This is a genomic window from Ensifer sp. NPDC090286 (genome assembly GCF_044769565.1).
Lineage (GTDB): Bacteria > Pseudomonadota > Alphaproteobacteria > Rhizobiales > Rhizobiaceae > Ensifer.
This window is the reverse complement of sequence record NZ_JBIVYF010000001.1, coordinates 1-14,660: the sequence shown is the minus strand read 5'-3', so window position 1 is coordinate 14,660 and position 14,660 is coordinate 1. Positions and strand designations below refer to the sequence as shown.

Here is a 14,660-nt window from a genome sequence, read left to right as displayed (position 1 = left end):
ACATCACACCAGACGGTGTGCGCGCGGCCTTATCGCGGGAATTCCAGGCCCATTTCGCGGAAGCGCTCGGGGTCGTCGCCCCAGTTCTCGCGCACCTTGACGAACAGGAACAGGTGCACCGGCTGCTCGAGGATCTCGGAGATCTCCTTGCGCGATGCGGTCGAGATCGCCTTGATCGCGTCACCGCCCTTGCCAAGCGCAATCTTCTTCTGGCTCTCGCGCTCGACATAGATCACCTGCTCGATGCGCACCGAGCCGTCCTTGCGCTCTTCCCACTTCTCGGTCTCGACATGCGAGGCGTAGGGAAGCTCCTGGTGCAGACGCAGAAAGAGCTTTTCGCGGGTGATTTCAGCGGCGAGCTGACGCATCGGCAGATCGGAGATCTGGTCTTCCGGATAGTACCATGGGCCTTCCGGCAGCGTCTCGGCCAGGTAATCCATCAGATCCTTGCAGCCCGAGCCGTTCAGCGCCGAGATCATGAAGGTGCGCTCGAACTTGATCGTCTCGTTGGCGGCAGCCGCCAGCTTCAAGAGGTCTTCGGGACGCACCTGGTCGATCTTGTTCAGCACCAGGATCTTGGGCTGGTGCACTTCCTTGAGGCCCTCGAGGATCGCTTCCGCATCGCCCTTCAGGCCGCGTTCGCTGTCGATCAGGAACATGATCACGTCCGCATCCTTGGCGCCGCCCCAGGCGGTCGTGACCATGGCGCGGTCGAGCCGGCGGCGTGGCTTGAAGATGCCGGGCGTGTCCATGAAAACGATCTGGGCGTTGTCATGAATGGCGATGCCACGCACGATCGCGCGCGTCGTCTGCACCTTGTGGCTGACGATCGAAACCTTGGCGCCGACGAGGCGGTTGACCAGGGTCGATTTGCCGGCGTTGGTCGCGCCGATCATCGCCACGAAGCCCGAGTGGGTCGGCGCGCCTTCGGCGGCCGTATCTTTTTCCATGTCCGTCATGTTTTCCGTCAATTTCCGGCAGAACTCTTCCGCCACACGCCTTCGCGTTCCAACAATTTCGTCGCGGCTACCTGTTCGGCTCCGCGCTTGGATCTGTCCGTTCCGGTCTCCGGCGCGACACCCGTGACTTCGACGGTTACCGTGAAGCGGGGGTCGTGGTCAGGGCCGGAACGCTCATCCGTCCGGTAGGCTGGCGCGATGCCGAACTTGGCATGCGCCCATTCCTGCAATTCGGTCTTTGCATCGCGGCGAGCCCCATCGGCGCGCACTGCGCGATCCTTCCAGTGGCGCAGCACGAAGCCGCGGGCAGCTTCAAGACCGCCATCGAGATAGATGGCAGCGATCAGCGACTCTACCACATCCGCCCGCACATTCATCATCGCCTTGCCGGTTATCTTCTTGACGTCCGAGCCGGTGCGGATGAATTGGTGCAGTTCCAGGTCGTCAGCGACCTTGGCGCAGCTTTCGGCGCTGACGAGCTGGTTCAGCCGGACCGAAAGCTCGCCCTCATTGGCATCGCGAAAGGTCTGGAACAGAAGCTCCGCCACGCAAAGCCCGAGTACCCGGTCGCCCAGGAATTCGAGGCGCTGATAGTTCGAACCCTTGGCGCTTCGCGCGCTGGAATGGGTGAGCGCCCGGTCAAGGCGCTCCTTCTCCGCGAACTGATAACCGATCACGGCCTCAAGCTTTACCCGATCCTCCGCGCCCAGCGACCGCGACTTCATCATTCGACCGCCTTGAACAGACGGTCGTAGCGCAGGTTCGTCGGCCACTTCCACACTTCGCGGAACGACGTGTCGTGACCCAGCGAGAAGAAGATCATACTGGCGCGGCCGACGAGGTTTTCGGCAGGCACGAAGCCGACGTCGAAGCGGCTGTCGGCCGAGTTGTCGCGGTTGTCGCCCATCATGAAGTAATGGCCGGCGGGCACGATGAACTCGCGGGTGTTGTCGCCGCGTGCATCCGGGAACTGGTCAAGCGTGTCATAGGAGACGCCATTGTCCATCGTTTCGCGGAAAACCGGAACGTCGGCGCCGGTGTCGTATTGGTCGTCGGCGCGGAAACCGCCATCCGGCGTGCGCTCGACCGGCTTGTCATTGATGTAGAGAATGCTGTTGCGCACCTGGATGCGGTCGCCCGGAAGGCCGACGAGGCGCTTGATGTAGTCGATATCCGGGTTCGGCGGGAAGCGGAAGACGACGATATCGCCACGCTTCGGCTCACTTGCGAAGATGCGGCCGGAGAACAGGTCGGGCGAAAGCGGCAGCGAATACTTGGAGAAGCCGTAGGCGAACTTGTTGACGAAGATGTAGTCGCCAACCAGCAGCGTCGGCATCATCGAGCCGGACGGAATGGTGAAGGGCTGAAAGAGAACCGTACGGATGACCAAAGCCAGGAGCAACGCCTGGATGACGACCTTCACGTTCTCCCAGAGGCCGCTCTGCTTCGCTTCTGTCTTTTCTGCCACGCTACTGTGTTCCTTTATCATCGCAACGCCCGCGCGGGGCCTGCTCTCAACTTTTGCCCGGACTCTCGGTCCGGCTTTGGACTGCGCGCAATCCCGGTCTCATATGCTGCAAACCGCCGCCCCTTCAATTGGTCAGGGCCGGTTTTTCCAGCGGAATGCTCTAAACCGTTCCCTCAATCGGGGCAACGGGCAGCGCCTCGATAATCACGAAGGCCTGGGCCAGGGGGAAATCGTCGGTAATCGTCAGATGGATGGCCGCGCGATGATGCGGCGGCAGCATCTGCTCCAGACGCGCTGCGGCACCTCCGGTCAGGTTCATCGTCGGCTTGCCGCCCGGCAAATTGATGACGCCCATGTCTTTCCAGAAGACGCCTTGCGCGAGGCCCGTGCCGAGCGCCTTCGAACAGGCTTCCTTGGCGGCGAAGCGCTTGGCGTAAGATGCCGCGCGGTTCTTCCGCCCTTCGGACTTGGCGATCTCGATCTCGGTGAAACAGCGCTGAACGAAGCGTTCGCCGAAGCGGGAAAGCGAGTTTTCGATCCGTCTGATATCGATCAGATCGCTGCCTATGCCTATGATCATGAAGAGGATCCAAGCTCTTTGGTGCGTGCCCGGCGGCGCTTCTGAAAGAGCCGGGCCGCCTGGTAAGCCGCAATGTAGGAAAGAAGGGCGCCGCCTGCCGCGAGCGGCAACGAGCCCACCAGCATCGGCTTGAACACCGGACCCCAAAGAGCCGGAAGGTCGAGGTGCTCGACCATGCGCATGACGTCGGCCGAGCTTGCGGCGTGAGCGCTCTCGACACCGAGGATCGCCGTCCCAAGTTCGTAGGACGCCGTCAGGATCATCGGGATCGTCACGGGATTGGCGAGCGCTGTCGTGATCGCCGCTGCGACGAGATTACCCGAGAACAGGAAAGCGAGCGCAACGGCGATAATGATGTGCAGGCCGAAAAATGGCGTGAAGGACGAAGCGGCACCCGCCGCCACGCCGACTGCGATCGAATGCGGTGTCGATGAAAGGCGCAACACGCGCAGCGTCACATAACGCAGGCCGCGCGCAAACCCTTTGCGCGGCCAAAGAATGGACCGCAGCCTTTCGGAAATCGTAACCGGTTTTCTGCGCCTGAATAACATTATGCCGTCATGACCGCGTCTTTAAGCCGTCAGCCGGCACAAGACCGCGCGTCCGCCTGTTTGCTGGCCGCAAGATAGGCGTCCTGCCTGTCGCTTGCAACCCGCCCAGGCGCCGCGCGCATGTCGCAGGCGAGCCATCCGGCGAACGCATGGCTCAGCATCCCGCCAGAAGACGGGACGCAGCGGGCTTAGTAGTTACGGAACAGGCCGCGATCGATCTGGCGCTGGCGGTACTCGAGGTCGATACGGTCGACCGAGCTATTGAGATAGGCGAGCTCGCGCTCTTCCTGAGTGGGGACGCGCAGAGCGCGGGTGATCTTCTTCAACTGATTAAACATGGCAAACCTCTTTGTTTACCTCCCGACCGAGAAGATAGTTTAGAGGTCCCTGTTCCACCAGATACAGGAAATGGCGGCAGCCATGCGCCAATAGCATGGCTTGCCGTTTCGTCATGCGCAGCCTGCCTGTTTTGCAGGCAATTGCGCAGGGCGCAGCCAGTCACCTTATTCAAACAGGCGCTTCACCATGGACACGCTCGGCAATTCCTTGAGCTGCGTGATCAGGTGATTGAGCTGACGCAGGTCCCAGACTTCAAGGTCGAACTGCAGTTCGCTGAAGTCGGCAGCCACGCGCCCCATCGACAAAGTCCGGATATTGACGTCGCTGGTGGCGATCGCCTGGGCCACCTCGGCAAGCGTCCCCGGCTCGTTCAGGGCGCTGATCGCGATGCGGGCGATAAAGCGGCTGCTGTTGGCCTCGTCCAGATCCCAGCGCACATCGATCCAGCGCTCCGGTTCGTCATCGAACTTCTGCAGGATCGGCGACTGGATCGGGTAGATGGTGATACCCTTGTCCTTCTCCATGATACCGACGATGCGGTCCCCGGGAATGGCCCCGGCCGGGCTGAAATGCACTTCGGCATTGCCGGAGAGACCACGGATCGGCAGAGCCTCCGGCCCTTCGGCCTGGGCAACGCCGTTCGCATCCTTGCCACGGCCCGGCAACTTGAACACCATGCCGGCGGCACTGCGCATGTTGAACCAGCCGTCGTCGGCGCTGGGCTTCACCGTGACCCGCTCGTCCTGATGATCCGGGAACACTGCGCGCAGCACGTCGAGCGAAGAAAGCTCGCCGCGACCGACGGAGGCGATGGCGTCCTCGACCTCCTTCTGGCCGAGCCGATGCAGCGCCGGCTTCAGCGCCTCGCGCGAAAAGGTCTTGCCGGCGCGCTCGAAGGTGCGCTCCAGAATGCGATAGCCGAGGCCGGCATATTGCTTGCGGATGGCCGCACGCGTCGCGCGGCGGATCGCCGAGCGGGCCTTGCCGGTAACGACGATTTCTTCCCAGGCGGGCGGCGGCACCTGGATGCCCGAGCGGATGATCTCCACTTCGTCGCCATTGTTGAGGCGGGTGACCAGCGGCATGATACGGCCGTTGATCTTGGCGCCGACGCAGGTATCGCCGATATTGGTGTGGACGGCATAGGCAAAGTCGATCGGCGTCGCGCCGCGCGGCAGCGCGATCAACTGGCCCTTGGGCGTGAAGCAGAACACCTGGTCCTGGAACAGTTCGAGCTTGGTGTGCTCCAGGAACTCTTCCGGATTGTCGCCCTCCGCGAGCGATTCGATCGTGCGCCGGAGCCAGGAGTAGGCATTCGACGTCGGCGACAGGGCCGCATCTGCCGACGCACCCTCTTTCCCCTCCCCGTCCTTGTAGAGCGAATGGGCCGCGATACCGTATTCGGCGATGTCGTTCATGCGGCGCGTGCGGATCTGCAGCTCGATGCGCTGGCGGGACGGGCCGACGATGGTCGTGTGGATCGACTGGTAATCGTTCTGTTTCGGGGTGGAGATGTAGTCCTTGAAGCGGCCGGGAACGACGCGCCAGCGCGTATGGACGATGCCGAGCGCGCGGTAACAGGCCGGGATATCATCGACGATAATGCGGAAGCCCCAGACGTCGGACAGTTGTTCGAAGGACAGAGACTTCGACTGCATCTTGCGGAAGACCGAATAGGGCTTCTTCTGCCGGCCCTTGACCTGTGCCGCTTTCAGGCCCTCCGCCTGAAGCAGTTCGCGGAGCTCGTCTTCGATCTTCTTGATCAGGCCCTCGTTGCGCTCGGACAATTCCTCCAGCCGCCGGGTGACCGTTTCGAACGCCTCGGGGTTGATATGGCGGAACGAAAGGTTTTCGAGTTCCTCGCGCATGTCCTGCATACCCATGCGGCCGGCGAGCGGCGCGTAGATATCCATGGTCTCTTCGGAGATGCGGGCGCGCTTTTCCGCCGACATGTGGTCGAGCGTGCGCATGTTGTGCAGCCGGTCGGCGAGCTTGACGAGCAAAACCCGCACATCGTCCGAAATGGCGAGCAACAGCTTGCGCAGGTTTTCCGCCTGCTTGGCCTTCTTGGTAACGAGATCGAGCTTCTTGATCTTCGTCAGCCCCTCGACGAGCGCGCCGATATCCTCGCCGAAGAGATCGTCGATCTCCTGCCGCGTGGCCGTCGTGTCCTCGATCGTGTCGTGCAGAAGAGCAACGGCAATGGTCGACTCGTCGAGACGCATCTCCGTCAAGATCGCCGCCACCTCCAGGGGGTGGGATATATAGGGATCGCCGCTTGCCCGCTTCTGCTGGCCATGCTTCTGCATCGCATAGACGTAGGCCTTGTTGAGCAAGGCCTCATTGACGTCGGGCTTGTATTTCTGCACGCGCTCAACGAGCTCGTATTGGCGCATCATTCGCTGGCGATCCTCTAGATCATGATGATTTCAGGTCCCACCGACCTAAAATCATAAACGTGATCGTTCTCCTAATTTAGAGCGGGGTGCAGGCGGAAAACCGCAATCACTTTCCATTTCCCGCTCTAGAAGAAATCAATAAAAAAGTGCGCCAATCATACGAGTGGCGCACTGCTTTGAAAACACGTGGGAACGGGCGTTCCGCGACGGATCTCAGTAGTCGTCGCTCTTTTCCGGCGGCACGAGACCTTCGATGCCGGCAAGCAGTTCTTCTTCCGACATGCGGTCGAAGGTAATGGCTTCCGGCTGATCTTCGTCCTCGGCGACTTCGGTAAAGGTCGTCTCGGCATCGGTCTGAAGCAGCGAAGCCGGATCGGGCTCGGGCTCGTCCACTTCAACGTGCTTCTGCAGCGAATGGATCAGGTCTTCCTTGAGGTCGCCAGGAGACAGGGTCTCATCTGCGATCTCGCGGAGCGCGACGACGGGGTTCTTGTCGTTGTCGCGGTCGATGGTGATGGCGGCGCCCTGAGAAATCAGGCGCGCGCGGTGGCTGGCAAGCAGAACGAGTTCGAAACGGTTATCGACCTTGTCGATGCAATCTTCGACGGTGACGCGGGCCATTGCCTGTCCTTTTGGGCTCGAAGCGCGGCGGCATCGCCGCTGCACGGATTGACAACACGAAACCGGAGCAGTCGCCTGACGGCGCCTCATCGGGTCCGATTTCTGGAATTAAGCGCCCGGATACTATCAAAACAAGGCAAGTTCAAGTTTTTCCTTCAAGGGACGCTCACGTAACGTCACACTTCGTGATAAAATGCGATGCGAATGAGCTGGAAACGTCGCTCACACATTTAGGTTGCATCGCCGGGTCAGGAATGAAGCCCCTGATGGAAAAGGCGACCCAGAGATGTGGACGATCTATAGCAACTGCTAAAACTAGCTATATTCGCGAGCGCGCGGCTGGAATAATGCAATACATAAGCTACATTATTTGCCATATCAGCAATTATTAATGTAATCGACTTACTTTTGCGCACCCGCCGGCAGGCGGCCTTTGATGCGCCGCTATTGAAAAAGGAAAGACGATGTTCGACCCCCGCGAAAAAATCGCACTCTTTATCGACGGCGCGAATCTTTACGCGGCATCGAAAAGCCTCGGCTTCGACATCGACTACCGTAAGCTCCTGAAAGCATTTCAGAAGCGCGGCTATCTGTTGCGCGCCTACTACTACACGGCCCTCATCGAGGATCAGGAATACTCTTCAATCCGCCCGCTCATCGATTGGCTAGACTATAACGGTTACAAGGTCGTGACGAAGCCGGCCAAGGAGTTCACCGACTCGCTCGGCCGCCGCAAGATCAAGGGCAATATGGATATCGAGCTGGCGATCGATGCCATGGAGCAGTCCGAAACCGTCGATCACCTCGTCATCTTCTCCGGCGACGGCGATTTCACCACGCTGGTGGAAGCGCTTCAACGCAAGGGGCGCAAGGTTTCCGTCGTTTCGACGATGTCGACGCAGCCGCCGATGATCGCCGACGACCTGCGCCGTCAGGCCGACCACTTTATCGATCTTGCAACGCTGCGTGCCGAAATCGGCCGCGAACCGTCCGAGCGCACCCCGCGCCACAACACCGAGCCGGTGGCCGATCCGGTCGAGATCTGAAGCGTTCATCCGAACGCAAGGCGTGCGATTGCGCGAGCGCCATTCGAAACGCCCCGCATCAACGACGTCGATCGTTGAAGTTCTCTCAAAAATCTCAAAAATTGCCGGCAGGTTTTTCAGCGCGCGGTGGGCGACCTGTCGCGTTGCACCGGCCGTCTTTGGCGGATGCAACGCAAAGGGATTTCTCTTAGCCGCGGTCCTTCAGAAGGCGGTTCTTCTGGCGGTTCCAGTCGCGTTCCTTCGACGTCTCGCGCTTGTCGTGCAGCTTCTTGCCCTTGCCCAGCGCCAGTTCCAGCTTGGCGCGGCCGCGATCGTTGAAGTAGATCTTCAACGGGATCAGCGACATGCCTTCGCGGTTGACAGCACCCTGTAACCGGTTGACCTCGCGCTTCGACAGAAGCAGTTTCCGCCGCCGCCGCGTTTCATGGTTGAAGCGGTTCGCCTGCAGATATTCCGGCAGATAGGAATTGATCAGCCAGATCTCGCCACCCTCGTCCGTCGCATAGGACTCGGCAATGTTGGCCTTGCCTTCGCGCAACGACTTGACCTCGGTGCCGGTCAAAACCAGACCGGCCTCGTAGGTGTCGACGATCTCGTAGTTGAAGCGGGCCTTGCGGTTTTCCGCCACAACCTTGTTGACCGTGCGCTGGCTTCCTTTGGGTGCCATCAGTTCATCAATCCTGCGTGTCTGAGCGCTGCATCGATCGCAGCCTCGGTTGCCGGCTCGAGCGTCGGCAACAGCGGCGAGCGCACGGCGCGGCTCATGCGGCCGAGGCGGTTCAGCGCATACTTGGCGCCGCAGAGGCCCGGCTCCATGAAGATCGCCTTGTGCAGCGGCATCAGCTTGTCCTGATAGGCGAGCGCCTTGGCATAATCGCCGGCGAGCGTCGCCTGCTGGAACTCGGCGCAAAGACGCGGCGCGACGTTTGCCGTAACCGAAATGCAGCCGACGCCGCCATGGGCGTTGAAGCCGAGCGCGGTTGCATCTTCGCCCGAAAGCTGGACGAACTCCGGACCGCAGGCCATGCGCTGCTCGGAGACACGCTCGATCTTGCCGGTGGCATCCTTGACGCCGATGATGTTGGCGTAAGCCTTGCTGAGCGCCGCCATTGTCTCGACGCTCATATCCACGACCGAGCGGCCAGGGATGTTGTAGATGACGATCGGCACCTTCACGCTTTCGGCGATTGCCGCATAGTGCGCGAAGAGACCCTTTTGCGTCGGCTTGTTGTAGTAGGGCGTGACGACGAGGATCGCATCGGCACCGGCCTTTTCAGCGTGCTGCGCAAGCTCGATCGCTTCCGTCGTGTTGTTGGAGCCTGCACCGGCAATAACCGGCACGCGCTTGGCGGCGGCCTCGATGCAGAGTTCGACGACCTTCTTGTGCTCGTCATGCGAAAGGGTCGGAGACTCGCCGGTGGTGCCGACCGGCACCAGGCCGTGGCTGCCTTCTTTTATCTGCCATTCCACATGCGCGACGAAACCATCCGCATCCACCGCGCCGGTGGCGGTGAACGGTGTTACGAGAGCGGGAATGGAACCCTTGAACATGCACAACTCCTGACGGCGTAAAAGCGAAGTCTGCACTCATGCTTTGGCCGTAATCGACGGTTAAAAAACTGCCGCACCATAATCATGTGACGTGGCTGCGGCAAGCGTTGTAACACGGCATTTCACGCCGGTTTTCATGCAAAAGCTTGATGTTTGGCACGCATAATCACGACCGCCCAACCAGGGCGAGAGCGGGTTTGGCGCGATTGTTGTGATCGACACTGGCCGCCCGCCTTTTCATCGGGCAATTTGGCGGCGGACGAAGTTGGACACGGGGAACACGGGGTTCTTGATGCGCGGGTCAATATATCTGCCTGCCGCCGCCATCATCGGCGCGGCGCTTCTGGCAGCGTCGGCAGGCAGCGCAGAAACCCTCGATCGCGTACCGGTTCCGACACGCAAGCCCGTGCTTTCGGACAAGGCGATCCCCATTGCCACCAACGAAACCACGAATGCCGTCGCGACAACGGCCGGATCGGTCAGCAGCGATCTCAAGGCAGGGCTCGATGCTCTTTCCAACAAGCAGCCGGCCGCGGCGATTGCCGTGCGCGACGCCATGGCCGAAGGCACGCTCGATCGGCACATCTTGACTTGGGCGATCGCGGTTTCCGGCCAGCGAGGCGTGCCTTCCTTCGAAATTGCCGACGCCCAACGGGAACTGCAGGGATGGCCAGGGCTGAAATCCCTGCGCGCCAACTCCGAACGAGCGCTTTATCGAGAGAACCCGCCAGCGGCCGACGTGCTCGCAGCCTTCGGCAACACGCAGCCGGAAACGACCGAAGGCTCCCTCATTCTTGCCCGCGCGCTCGTCGCCACCGGAAAAGCCGATACGGCAGCCAAGAACCTGCGTGCAATCTGGCAGCGCGACACGCTCGACAAGGACATCGAAACTAATATTCTCAACGAGTTCTCCGGCCTCCTGACCGCGGACAATCATCAGCGCCGCATGGTGATGCTTCTCTATCGCAACCGCGTCGAGCAGGCCGAACGGTTCGGCGACCTTGGAAAGGCACAATCGCTATATCGCGCCTGGGCGGCAGTCAGCCGCGGCAGCGACAAGGCGACGGCCCTCATTGCAGCGGTCGACCCCGCCTGGCGCAAGGACCCGGCCTATCTCTTCATTCAGGTCGAGTACCTGCGCAAACAGAAGAAATACGAAGAAGCGGCGAAGCTCCTTGCGCGAATGCCCAAGGACAAGGGCGCTTTGGTGAACCCCGGCGAATGGTGGGTCGAGCAACGTGTCGTCAGCCGAGGGCTGCTCGACAATGGCGACTTTCGAGGCGCCTACCGGATCGCCGCCAGCCATCTCACGACCGAGGCGACCGATATCATCGACGCCGAGTTTCATGCCGGATGGTATGCCCTGCGCGGCATGGAGGACCCGGCGACCGCTGCACGTCACTTCCGCCGCATTCTCGATGTGTCGAGCCGGCCCCTCTCCGCTTCGCGCGCATGGTACTGGCTTGGGCGCTCGGCCGAGGCGGGCGGACCGGGTGACGCCAACGAATATTTTGCAAATGCGGCCCGCTATCCCGGGACGTTCTACGGGCAACTCGCAGCCGCCCGGCTGGGTCGCAAGACGCTGAACGTCGCCTATCCGGCCCCGACGGCAGAGGACCGATCACGGTTCGAAAACCGCGAGGCGGTGCGCGCCATCACGCGGCTCGAAGGCACTGGCCACACCTGGCGCGCCGACAGCATCTACCGGGCGCTTGCCGACGAATTGACGAGCCCAGGCGAGCTGGCACTGCTTTCGGCCCGCGCGGAAAAAACCGGCAATCACCAGCTGTCGCTCCAAGTCGGCAAGATCGCCTTTGGGCGCGGGATCGATGTCGCAGCGCTCGCGTTTCCCGTCGGCGTGATCCCATCGAGCGCCGATATCGACGGCTCCGGCAAGGCGCTCGCCTATGCGATTGCGCGTCAGGAAAGCGCCTTCAACCCGGGCGCCATATCCACCGCAAACGCTCGCGGCCTGCTGCAGCTGATGCCGGGAACGGCCAAGGGCGTTGCCAGCCGATACGGCCTTGCCTACTCGCAGGATCGCCTGACGAGCGACGCGGGCTACAACGCCACGCTTGGCGCGCATTATCTCGGCGAACAGATCAGCAGTTTTGGCGGCTCCTACATCCTCACTTTCATCGCCTACAATGCCGGCCCGCGCCGCGTCCCGGAATGGCTCGACCGCTACGGCGACCCGCGCGGAAAACCGATCGATGAAGTCGTCGATTGGATCGAACGCATTCCGTTCCAGGAAACCCGCAACTACGTCCAGCGGGTGATGGAGAACTATCAGGTCTACAAATCGAGGCTCGGGCAAACGGCAGATATCGTCGAAGACCTGCGAATGGGCCGGCAATAGCCGGTCTAGCAGCGATCAAGTAATTGTGATGAGCGCCGGCGGCACAAACCGTGCGCTCAACCATTTCCTTCCTAAGGCCAGTCTATTCCGAAGGAAATGGTGAACGTTATGAAGACCTTGACAATCGTCGCCCTTTCGCTGGCGACCACCTTGAGCAGTGTGCCGACCGCCGGCGCGTTCCCAAGCGCTCCGCCGATCGTCGCCGGAACGTCCAACGTTCAACAGGTTCAGTTCTCTTACGAGCGCGGCGAAGAACGCAAGAGCCGATCCAGTTGCGCCGTTCCCTATTGCGAACTTCGCGCCCGACATGGCTATCGCGATCGGGATCGCGACTACCGCGACTATAATCGCAGCGGGTATTACCGCGACAGATATTACCGGGATCGATATCGCCGCCACTATGACCATGACGACAACGACGTCGGGGCGGTGATCGGCGGCCTGGCCGCAGGCGCGATCATCGGCGGATTACTGAGCCAACCGCGATATTACAACAGCCCGAGATACTACAACGGACCAAGAGCCGTCAGCGGCAACGCGCATCAGCGCTGGTGCTATGCCCGCTACCGCTCCTATAGAGCCTCGGACAACAGCTATCAGCCCTATGGTGGCCCTCGGCGCCAATGCAGCTCACCCTATTGACCTAGGGAGTAACCGAGCAGACGACCGAAGCGCACAGAAGAGCCGCAACAGAAAGACGCAAAGTTGGTCCTCGCCAGCCAAGCTCGGGCCGCCGAAGAGTTATGTCGGCCCGAGCAACTTGCCCTTCCCCTTCAAACGGATAGGATTTCGCCTGGCCGAGAGGGAGCAGCATGGGTCAAGGTGTATTCCAGGAGCATTTCTTCCGCAGTTCCGACGGGCTTCTCCTTTACGCGCGAAGCTACGGCCCTCCCCCCTCGCCATCCGCGGCAATACCGATCATCTGCCTGCCGGGCCTTACCCGCAACAGCCGGGACTTTCACCAACTCGCAAGCTTTCTTTCGACGTCAGGCGACTTTCCCGTCATCGCACTGGACTACCGAGGTCGCGGCAACTCGGAACGCGACAGCGACAAGAGCCACTACACGGTGGCCGTCGAAACGGGCGATGTGATAACGGCCTGCGCGCACTTCGCTGTCGAACGGGCAATCTTTATCTGCACATCGCGTGGTGGCCTGATCCTCCACAACCTCATCGATCGTGCCCCTTCGTTGATTGCAGCCGCAGTGCTCAACGACATCGGGCCTGTGATCGAAATTGGTGGATTGCTTGCGATCCGGGATTATCTCAACTCGAGCGATGCTCCGACGAACTGGGCGACAGCAGCCCCCTATCTAAGGACGTTGCACGGAGCCGACTTTCCTGCCTTAGGCGACGGCGACTGGTCGGACATGGCCAAAGCGATTTATCGCGACGAAGACGGCATGCCGGTTCCCGATTTCGATCCGGCCATCGCGCTGTCCCTACGCGGATTGGCACCCGAAACACCATTGCCCGACCTCTGGATCCCCTTTGATGCCATGAGTCAGGTCCCTTTGATGGCCATCAGGGGAGAGCATTCGCGGCTTCTCTCGGAAAAGACGGTACGCGAAATGCGCCGGAGGCACGCCCGGATGGCGGACTTCACTGCTCCCGGCCAGGGACATGCACCACTGCTTCATCTCGACGGCCCGCGCGAGGCGATCACCGCATTTCTAAACGACATCGCGCGCTCGCGCTGACCCATGGAAGCCGCGCCCGACGCTGTCCTTATTCCCTGATCCCTCAAGCATGATGTGTAAGTGCAGGCCAAATTCCTGGCATTATACCAAAACGAAAAAACCCGGCTCGAAAGCCGGGTTTCTCTCTTCTGACCAAGGTCAGACGATATTAGAAGTCGCGCTGCAGGCGGACGAAGCCGAATACCTGATCGTCGCCGTTGTCTTCGTCTTCGTACTGAACCGAGACGCGGGTCGCGAGACCTTCGGTGATCTTGTAGTCGAGCGTGACGCCAGCGCGCCATGCATCGTCGCCGCCGAAGTCGGTAAGCGAACCGCGGCTCAGGTTGTCGAAGTACTGAACGCCGGGGGTGATGGCGAGCTTATCGGTGGCGTTGAAGCGGTACGAAGCTGCAACGGTCCACTCAGACTTTGCCCAGTAAGCGTTCGGGTTCGAAGCCCAGATACCAGCGAGCTGGAAGACGCCCGGGCCGAGGTCAGCCGAGAGCAGAGCGCGGATTGCGCCTTCTTCGAACTCAGAGTCGTAGCCGCCGAGCAGGTCGAAGGAAACGCCGCCGAGCGAAGCCGAAACGATACCGGAAACACCGACGCCGTTCTTCTTCGTGGTTTCGGTGCCTTCGAGTTCGTCGATCGAGATACCAGCCTGGAACGAACCGCCGTCATAGAGGTAGGCGATCGAGTTGAACTCGGTGTTGTTGCCGAGCGAGTCGGTTTCGCCGTTCAGGCCCTTATCCCACCAGTTGTAGAAGAAGCCTGCCTTGAGGCCGCCGAGCTGGATGTAGGCTTCATCGACGTCGATCAGGCTGTCGCCTTCGTCAGAGTCGTTGTCAGCGTTGAATTCAGCAGCGAAGAAGCCGGTGAGCGTGCCGTACTCGGTGTCGCTCTTGGCGTCGAACGAGATGTAAGCGCGCGAGAAGGCATCCCAGTCGGACGTGCCAGCATCGCCCCAACCCTGACGCTTGTTAACGGCGTCACGACCGAAGTCGGTCTGGAAGCGGATGAAGCCGCCGATCTTGAGGCAGGTTTCGGTGCCCGGGATGTAGAAGTAGCCAGTGCCGAAAGCGTCGCAAACGCGAACGTATTCCATGGG

At 60.9% G+C, this 14,660-nt stretch carries 15 protein-coding genes; 4 read left to right on the top strand and 11 right to left on the bottom strand.

The features are described 5' to 3' along the window. Positions 1-29 precede the first annotated feature (29 nt). From era to rpoZ, 8 genes are all read right to left on the bottom strand, one after another. Positions 30-959 (bottom strand): GTPase Era, encoded by a 930-nt coding sequence (era, locus tag ACIQUG_RS00075; protein ID WP_043616701.1) that lies wholly within the window; start codon positions 957-959, stop codon positions 30-32. A gap of 8 nt (positions 960-967) precedes the next feature. Beyond that, complete coding sequence (gene rnc / locus ACIQUG_RS00070) at positions 968-1,684, bottom strand: ribonuclease III (RefSeq protein ID WP_156134075.1); 717 nt, start codon at positions 1,682-1,684, stop codon at positions 968-970. Next, on the bottom strand, positions 1,684-2,427 hold the full coding sequence (lepB, locus tag ACIQUG_RS00065; RefSeq protein WP_192447418.1) for a signal peptidase I: 744 nt from the start codon (positions 2,425-2,427) through the stop codon (positions 1,684-1,686). The genes rnc and lepB overlap by 1 nt, the downstream gene beginning before the upstream one ends. Positions 2,428-2,587: 160 nt before the next feature. Further along, entirely contained in the window at positions 2,588-3,007 is a 420-nt protein-coding gene (gene acpS / locus ACIQUG_RS00060) for a holo-ACP synthase (protein WP_034804122.1), read from the bottom strand. Beyond that, the gene (locus ACIQUG_RS00055) at positions 3,004-3,558 is read right to left on the bottom strand and encodes a DUF2062 domain-containing protein (RefSeq protein WP_192447420.1); all 555 of its coding nucleotides are present in this window, start codon (positions 3,556-3,558) and stop codon (positions 3,004-3,006) included. Before ACIQUG_RS00055 ends, acpS begins: the two co-directional genes overlap by 4 nt. A gap of 188 nt (positions 3,559-3,746) precedes the next feature. Further along, the gene (locus tag ACIQUG_RS00050; RefSeq protein ID WP_065377015.1) at positions 3,747-3,896 is read right to left on the bottom strand and encodes a DUF3563 family protein; all 150 of its coding nucleotides are present in this window, start codon (positions 3,894-3,896) and stop codon (positions 3,747-3,749) included. Between the two features lie 165 nt (positions 3,897-4,061). After that, positions 4,062-6,296 carry a RelA/SpoT family protein gene (locus ACIQUG_RS00045; protein WP_402316122.1) on the bottom strand — a complete coding sequence of 745 codons (2,235 nt, stop codon included), beginning with the start codon at positions 6,294-6,296 and terminating at the stop codon, positions 4,062-4,064. A gap of 213 nt (positions 6,297-6,509) precedes the next feature. Then, positions 6,510-6,917 (bottom strand): DNA-directed RNA polymerase subunit omega, encoded by a 408-nt coding sequence (gene rpoZ, locus ACIQUG_RS00040; RefSeq protein WP_034804144.1) that lies wholly within the window; start codon positions 6,915-6,917, stop codon positions 6,510-6,512. Between the two features lie 464 nt (positions 6,918-7,381). Here rpoZ and ACIQUG_RS00035 point away from each other — a divergent pair, with 464 nt between their 5' ends. After that, positions 7,382-7,963, top strand: coding sequence for an NYN domain-containing protein (locus ACIQUG_RS00035; RefSeq protein WP_043616666.1), 582 nt, complete (start codon positions 7,382-7,384; stop codon positions 7,961-7,963). A gap of 187 nt (positions 7,964-8,150) precedes the next feature. Here the strand turns inward: ACIQUG_RS00035 and smpB are convergent, their stop codons facing one another. Together smpB and dapA are read right to left on the bottom strand one after the other, a co-directional pair. Next, positions 8,151-8,630, bottom strand: a complete 480-nt coding sequence (gene smpB, locus ACIQUG_RS00030) for an SsrA-binding protein SmpB (protein ID WP_043616668.1) — start codon at positions 8,628-8,630, stop codon at positions 8,151-8,153. Then, positions 8,630-9,514, bottom strand: coding sequence for a 4-hydroxy-tetrahydrodipicolinate synthase (gene dapA, locus ACIQUG_RS00025; RefSeq protein ID WP_043616670.1), 885 nt, complete (start codon positions 9,512-9,514; stop codon positions 8,630-8,632). The genes smpB and dapA overlap by 1 nt, the downstream gene beginning before the upstream one ends. Before the next feature lie 292 nt (positions 9,515-9,806). Here dapA and ACIQUG_RS00020 point away from each other — a divergent pair, with 292 nt between their 5' ends. From ACIQUG_RS00020 to ACIQUG_RS00010, 3 genes are all read left to right on the top strand, one after another. After that, positions 9,807-11,873: a transglycosylase SLT domain-containing protein gene (locus tag ACIQUG_RS00020; protein ID WP_402316116.1), complete on the top strand. Its 2,067-nt coding sequence runs from the start codon at positions 9,807-9,809 to the stop codon at positions 11,871-11,873. Positions 11,874-11,981: 108 nt separating this feature from the next. After that, positions 11,982-12,515: a BA14K family protein gene (locus tag ACIQUG_RS00015; RefSeq protein ID WP_402316113.1), complete on the top strand. Its 534-nt coding sequence runs from the start codon at positions 11,982-11,984 to the stop codon at positions 12,513-12,515. A gap of 170 nt (positions 12,516-12,685) precedes the next feature. Beyond that, positions 12,686-13,573, top strand: a complete 888-nt coding sequence (locus ACIQUG_RS00010; protein WP_402316110.1) for an alpha/beta fold hydrolase — start codon at positions 12,686-12,688, stop codon at positions 13,571-13,573. A 148-nt stretch (positions 13,574-13,721) separates the two neighbouring features. Here the strand turns inward: ACIQUG_RS00010 and ACIQUG_RS00005 are convergent. After that, a partial coding sequence (locus ACIQUG_RS00005; protein ID WP_402316107.1) for a porin occupies positions 13,722-14,660 on the bottom strand: 939 nt, incomplete at its 5' end.

What these genes read in the sequence shown, in the direction of transcription:
- era (WP_043616701.1), bottom strand. Translation starts at nt 959, where the DNA reads ATGACGGACATGGAAAAAGATACGGCCGCCGAAGGCGCGCCGACCCAC.
- rnc (WP_156134075.1), bottom strand. Translation starts at nt 1,684, where the DNA reads ATGAAGTCGCGGTCGCTGGGCGCGGAGGATCGGGTAAAGCTTGAGGCC.
- acpS (WP_034804122.1), bottom strand. Translation starts at nt 3,007, where the DNA reads ATGATCATAGGCATAGGCAGCGATCTGATCGATATCAGACGGATCGAA.
- ACIQUG_RS00055 (WP_192447420.1), bottom strand. Translation starts at nt 3,558, where the DNA reads ATGTTATTCAGGCGCAGAAAACCGGTTACGATTTCCGAAAGGCTGCGG.
- ACIQUG_RS00050 (WP_065377015.1), bottom strand. Translation starts at nt 3,896, where the DNA reads ATGTTTAATCAGTTGAAGAAGATCACCCGCGCTCTGCGCGTCCCCACT.
- ACIQUG_RS00045 (WP_402316122.1), bottom strand. Translation starts at nt 6,296, where the DNA reads ATGATGCGCCAATACGAGCTCGTTGAGCGCGTGCAGAAATACAAGCCC.
- rpoZ (WP_034804144.1), bottom strand. Translation starts at nt 6,917, where the DNA reads ATGGCCCGCGTCACCGTCGAAGATTGCATCGACAAGGTCGATAACCGT.
- ACIQUG_RS00035 (WP_043616666.1), top strand. Translation starts at nt 7,382, where the DNA reads ATGTTCGACCCCCGCGAAAAAATCGCACTCTTTATCGACGGCGCGAAT.
- smpB (WP_043616668.1), bottom strand. Translation starts at nt 8,630, where the DNA reads ATGGCACCCAAAGGAAGCCAGCGCACGGTCAACAAGGTTGTGGCGGAA.
- dapA (WP_043616670.1), bottom strand. Translation starts at nt 9,514, where the DNA reads ATGTTCAAGGGTTCCATTCCCGCTCTCGTAACACCGTTCACCGCCACC.
- ACIQUG_RS00020 (WP_402316116.1), top strand. Translation starts at nt 9,807, where the DNA reads ATGCGCGGGTCAATATATCTGCCTGCCGCCGCCATCATCGGCGCGGCG.
- ACIQUG_RS00015 (WP_402316113.1), top strand. Translation starts at nt 11,982, where the DNA reads ATGAAGACCTTGACAATCGTCGCCCTTTCGCTGGCGACCACCTTGAGC.
- ACIQUG_RS00010 (WP_402316110.1), top strand. Translation starts at nt 12,686, where the DNA reads ATGGGTCAAGGTGTATTCCAGGAGCATTTCTTCCGCAGTTCCGACGGG.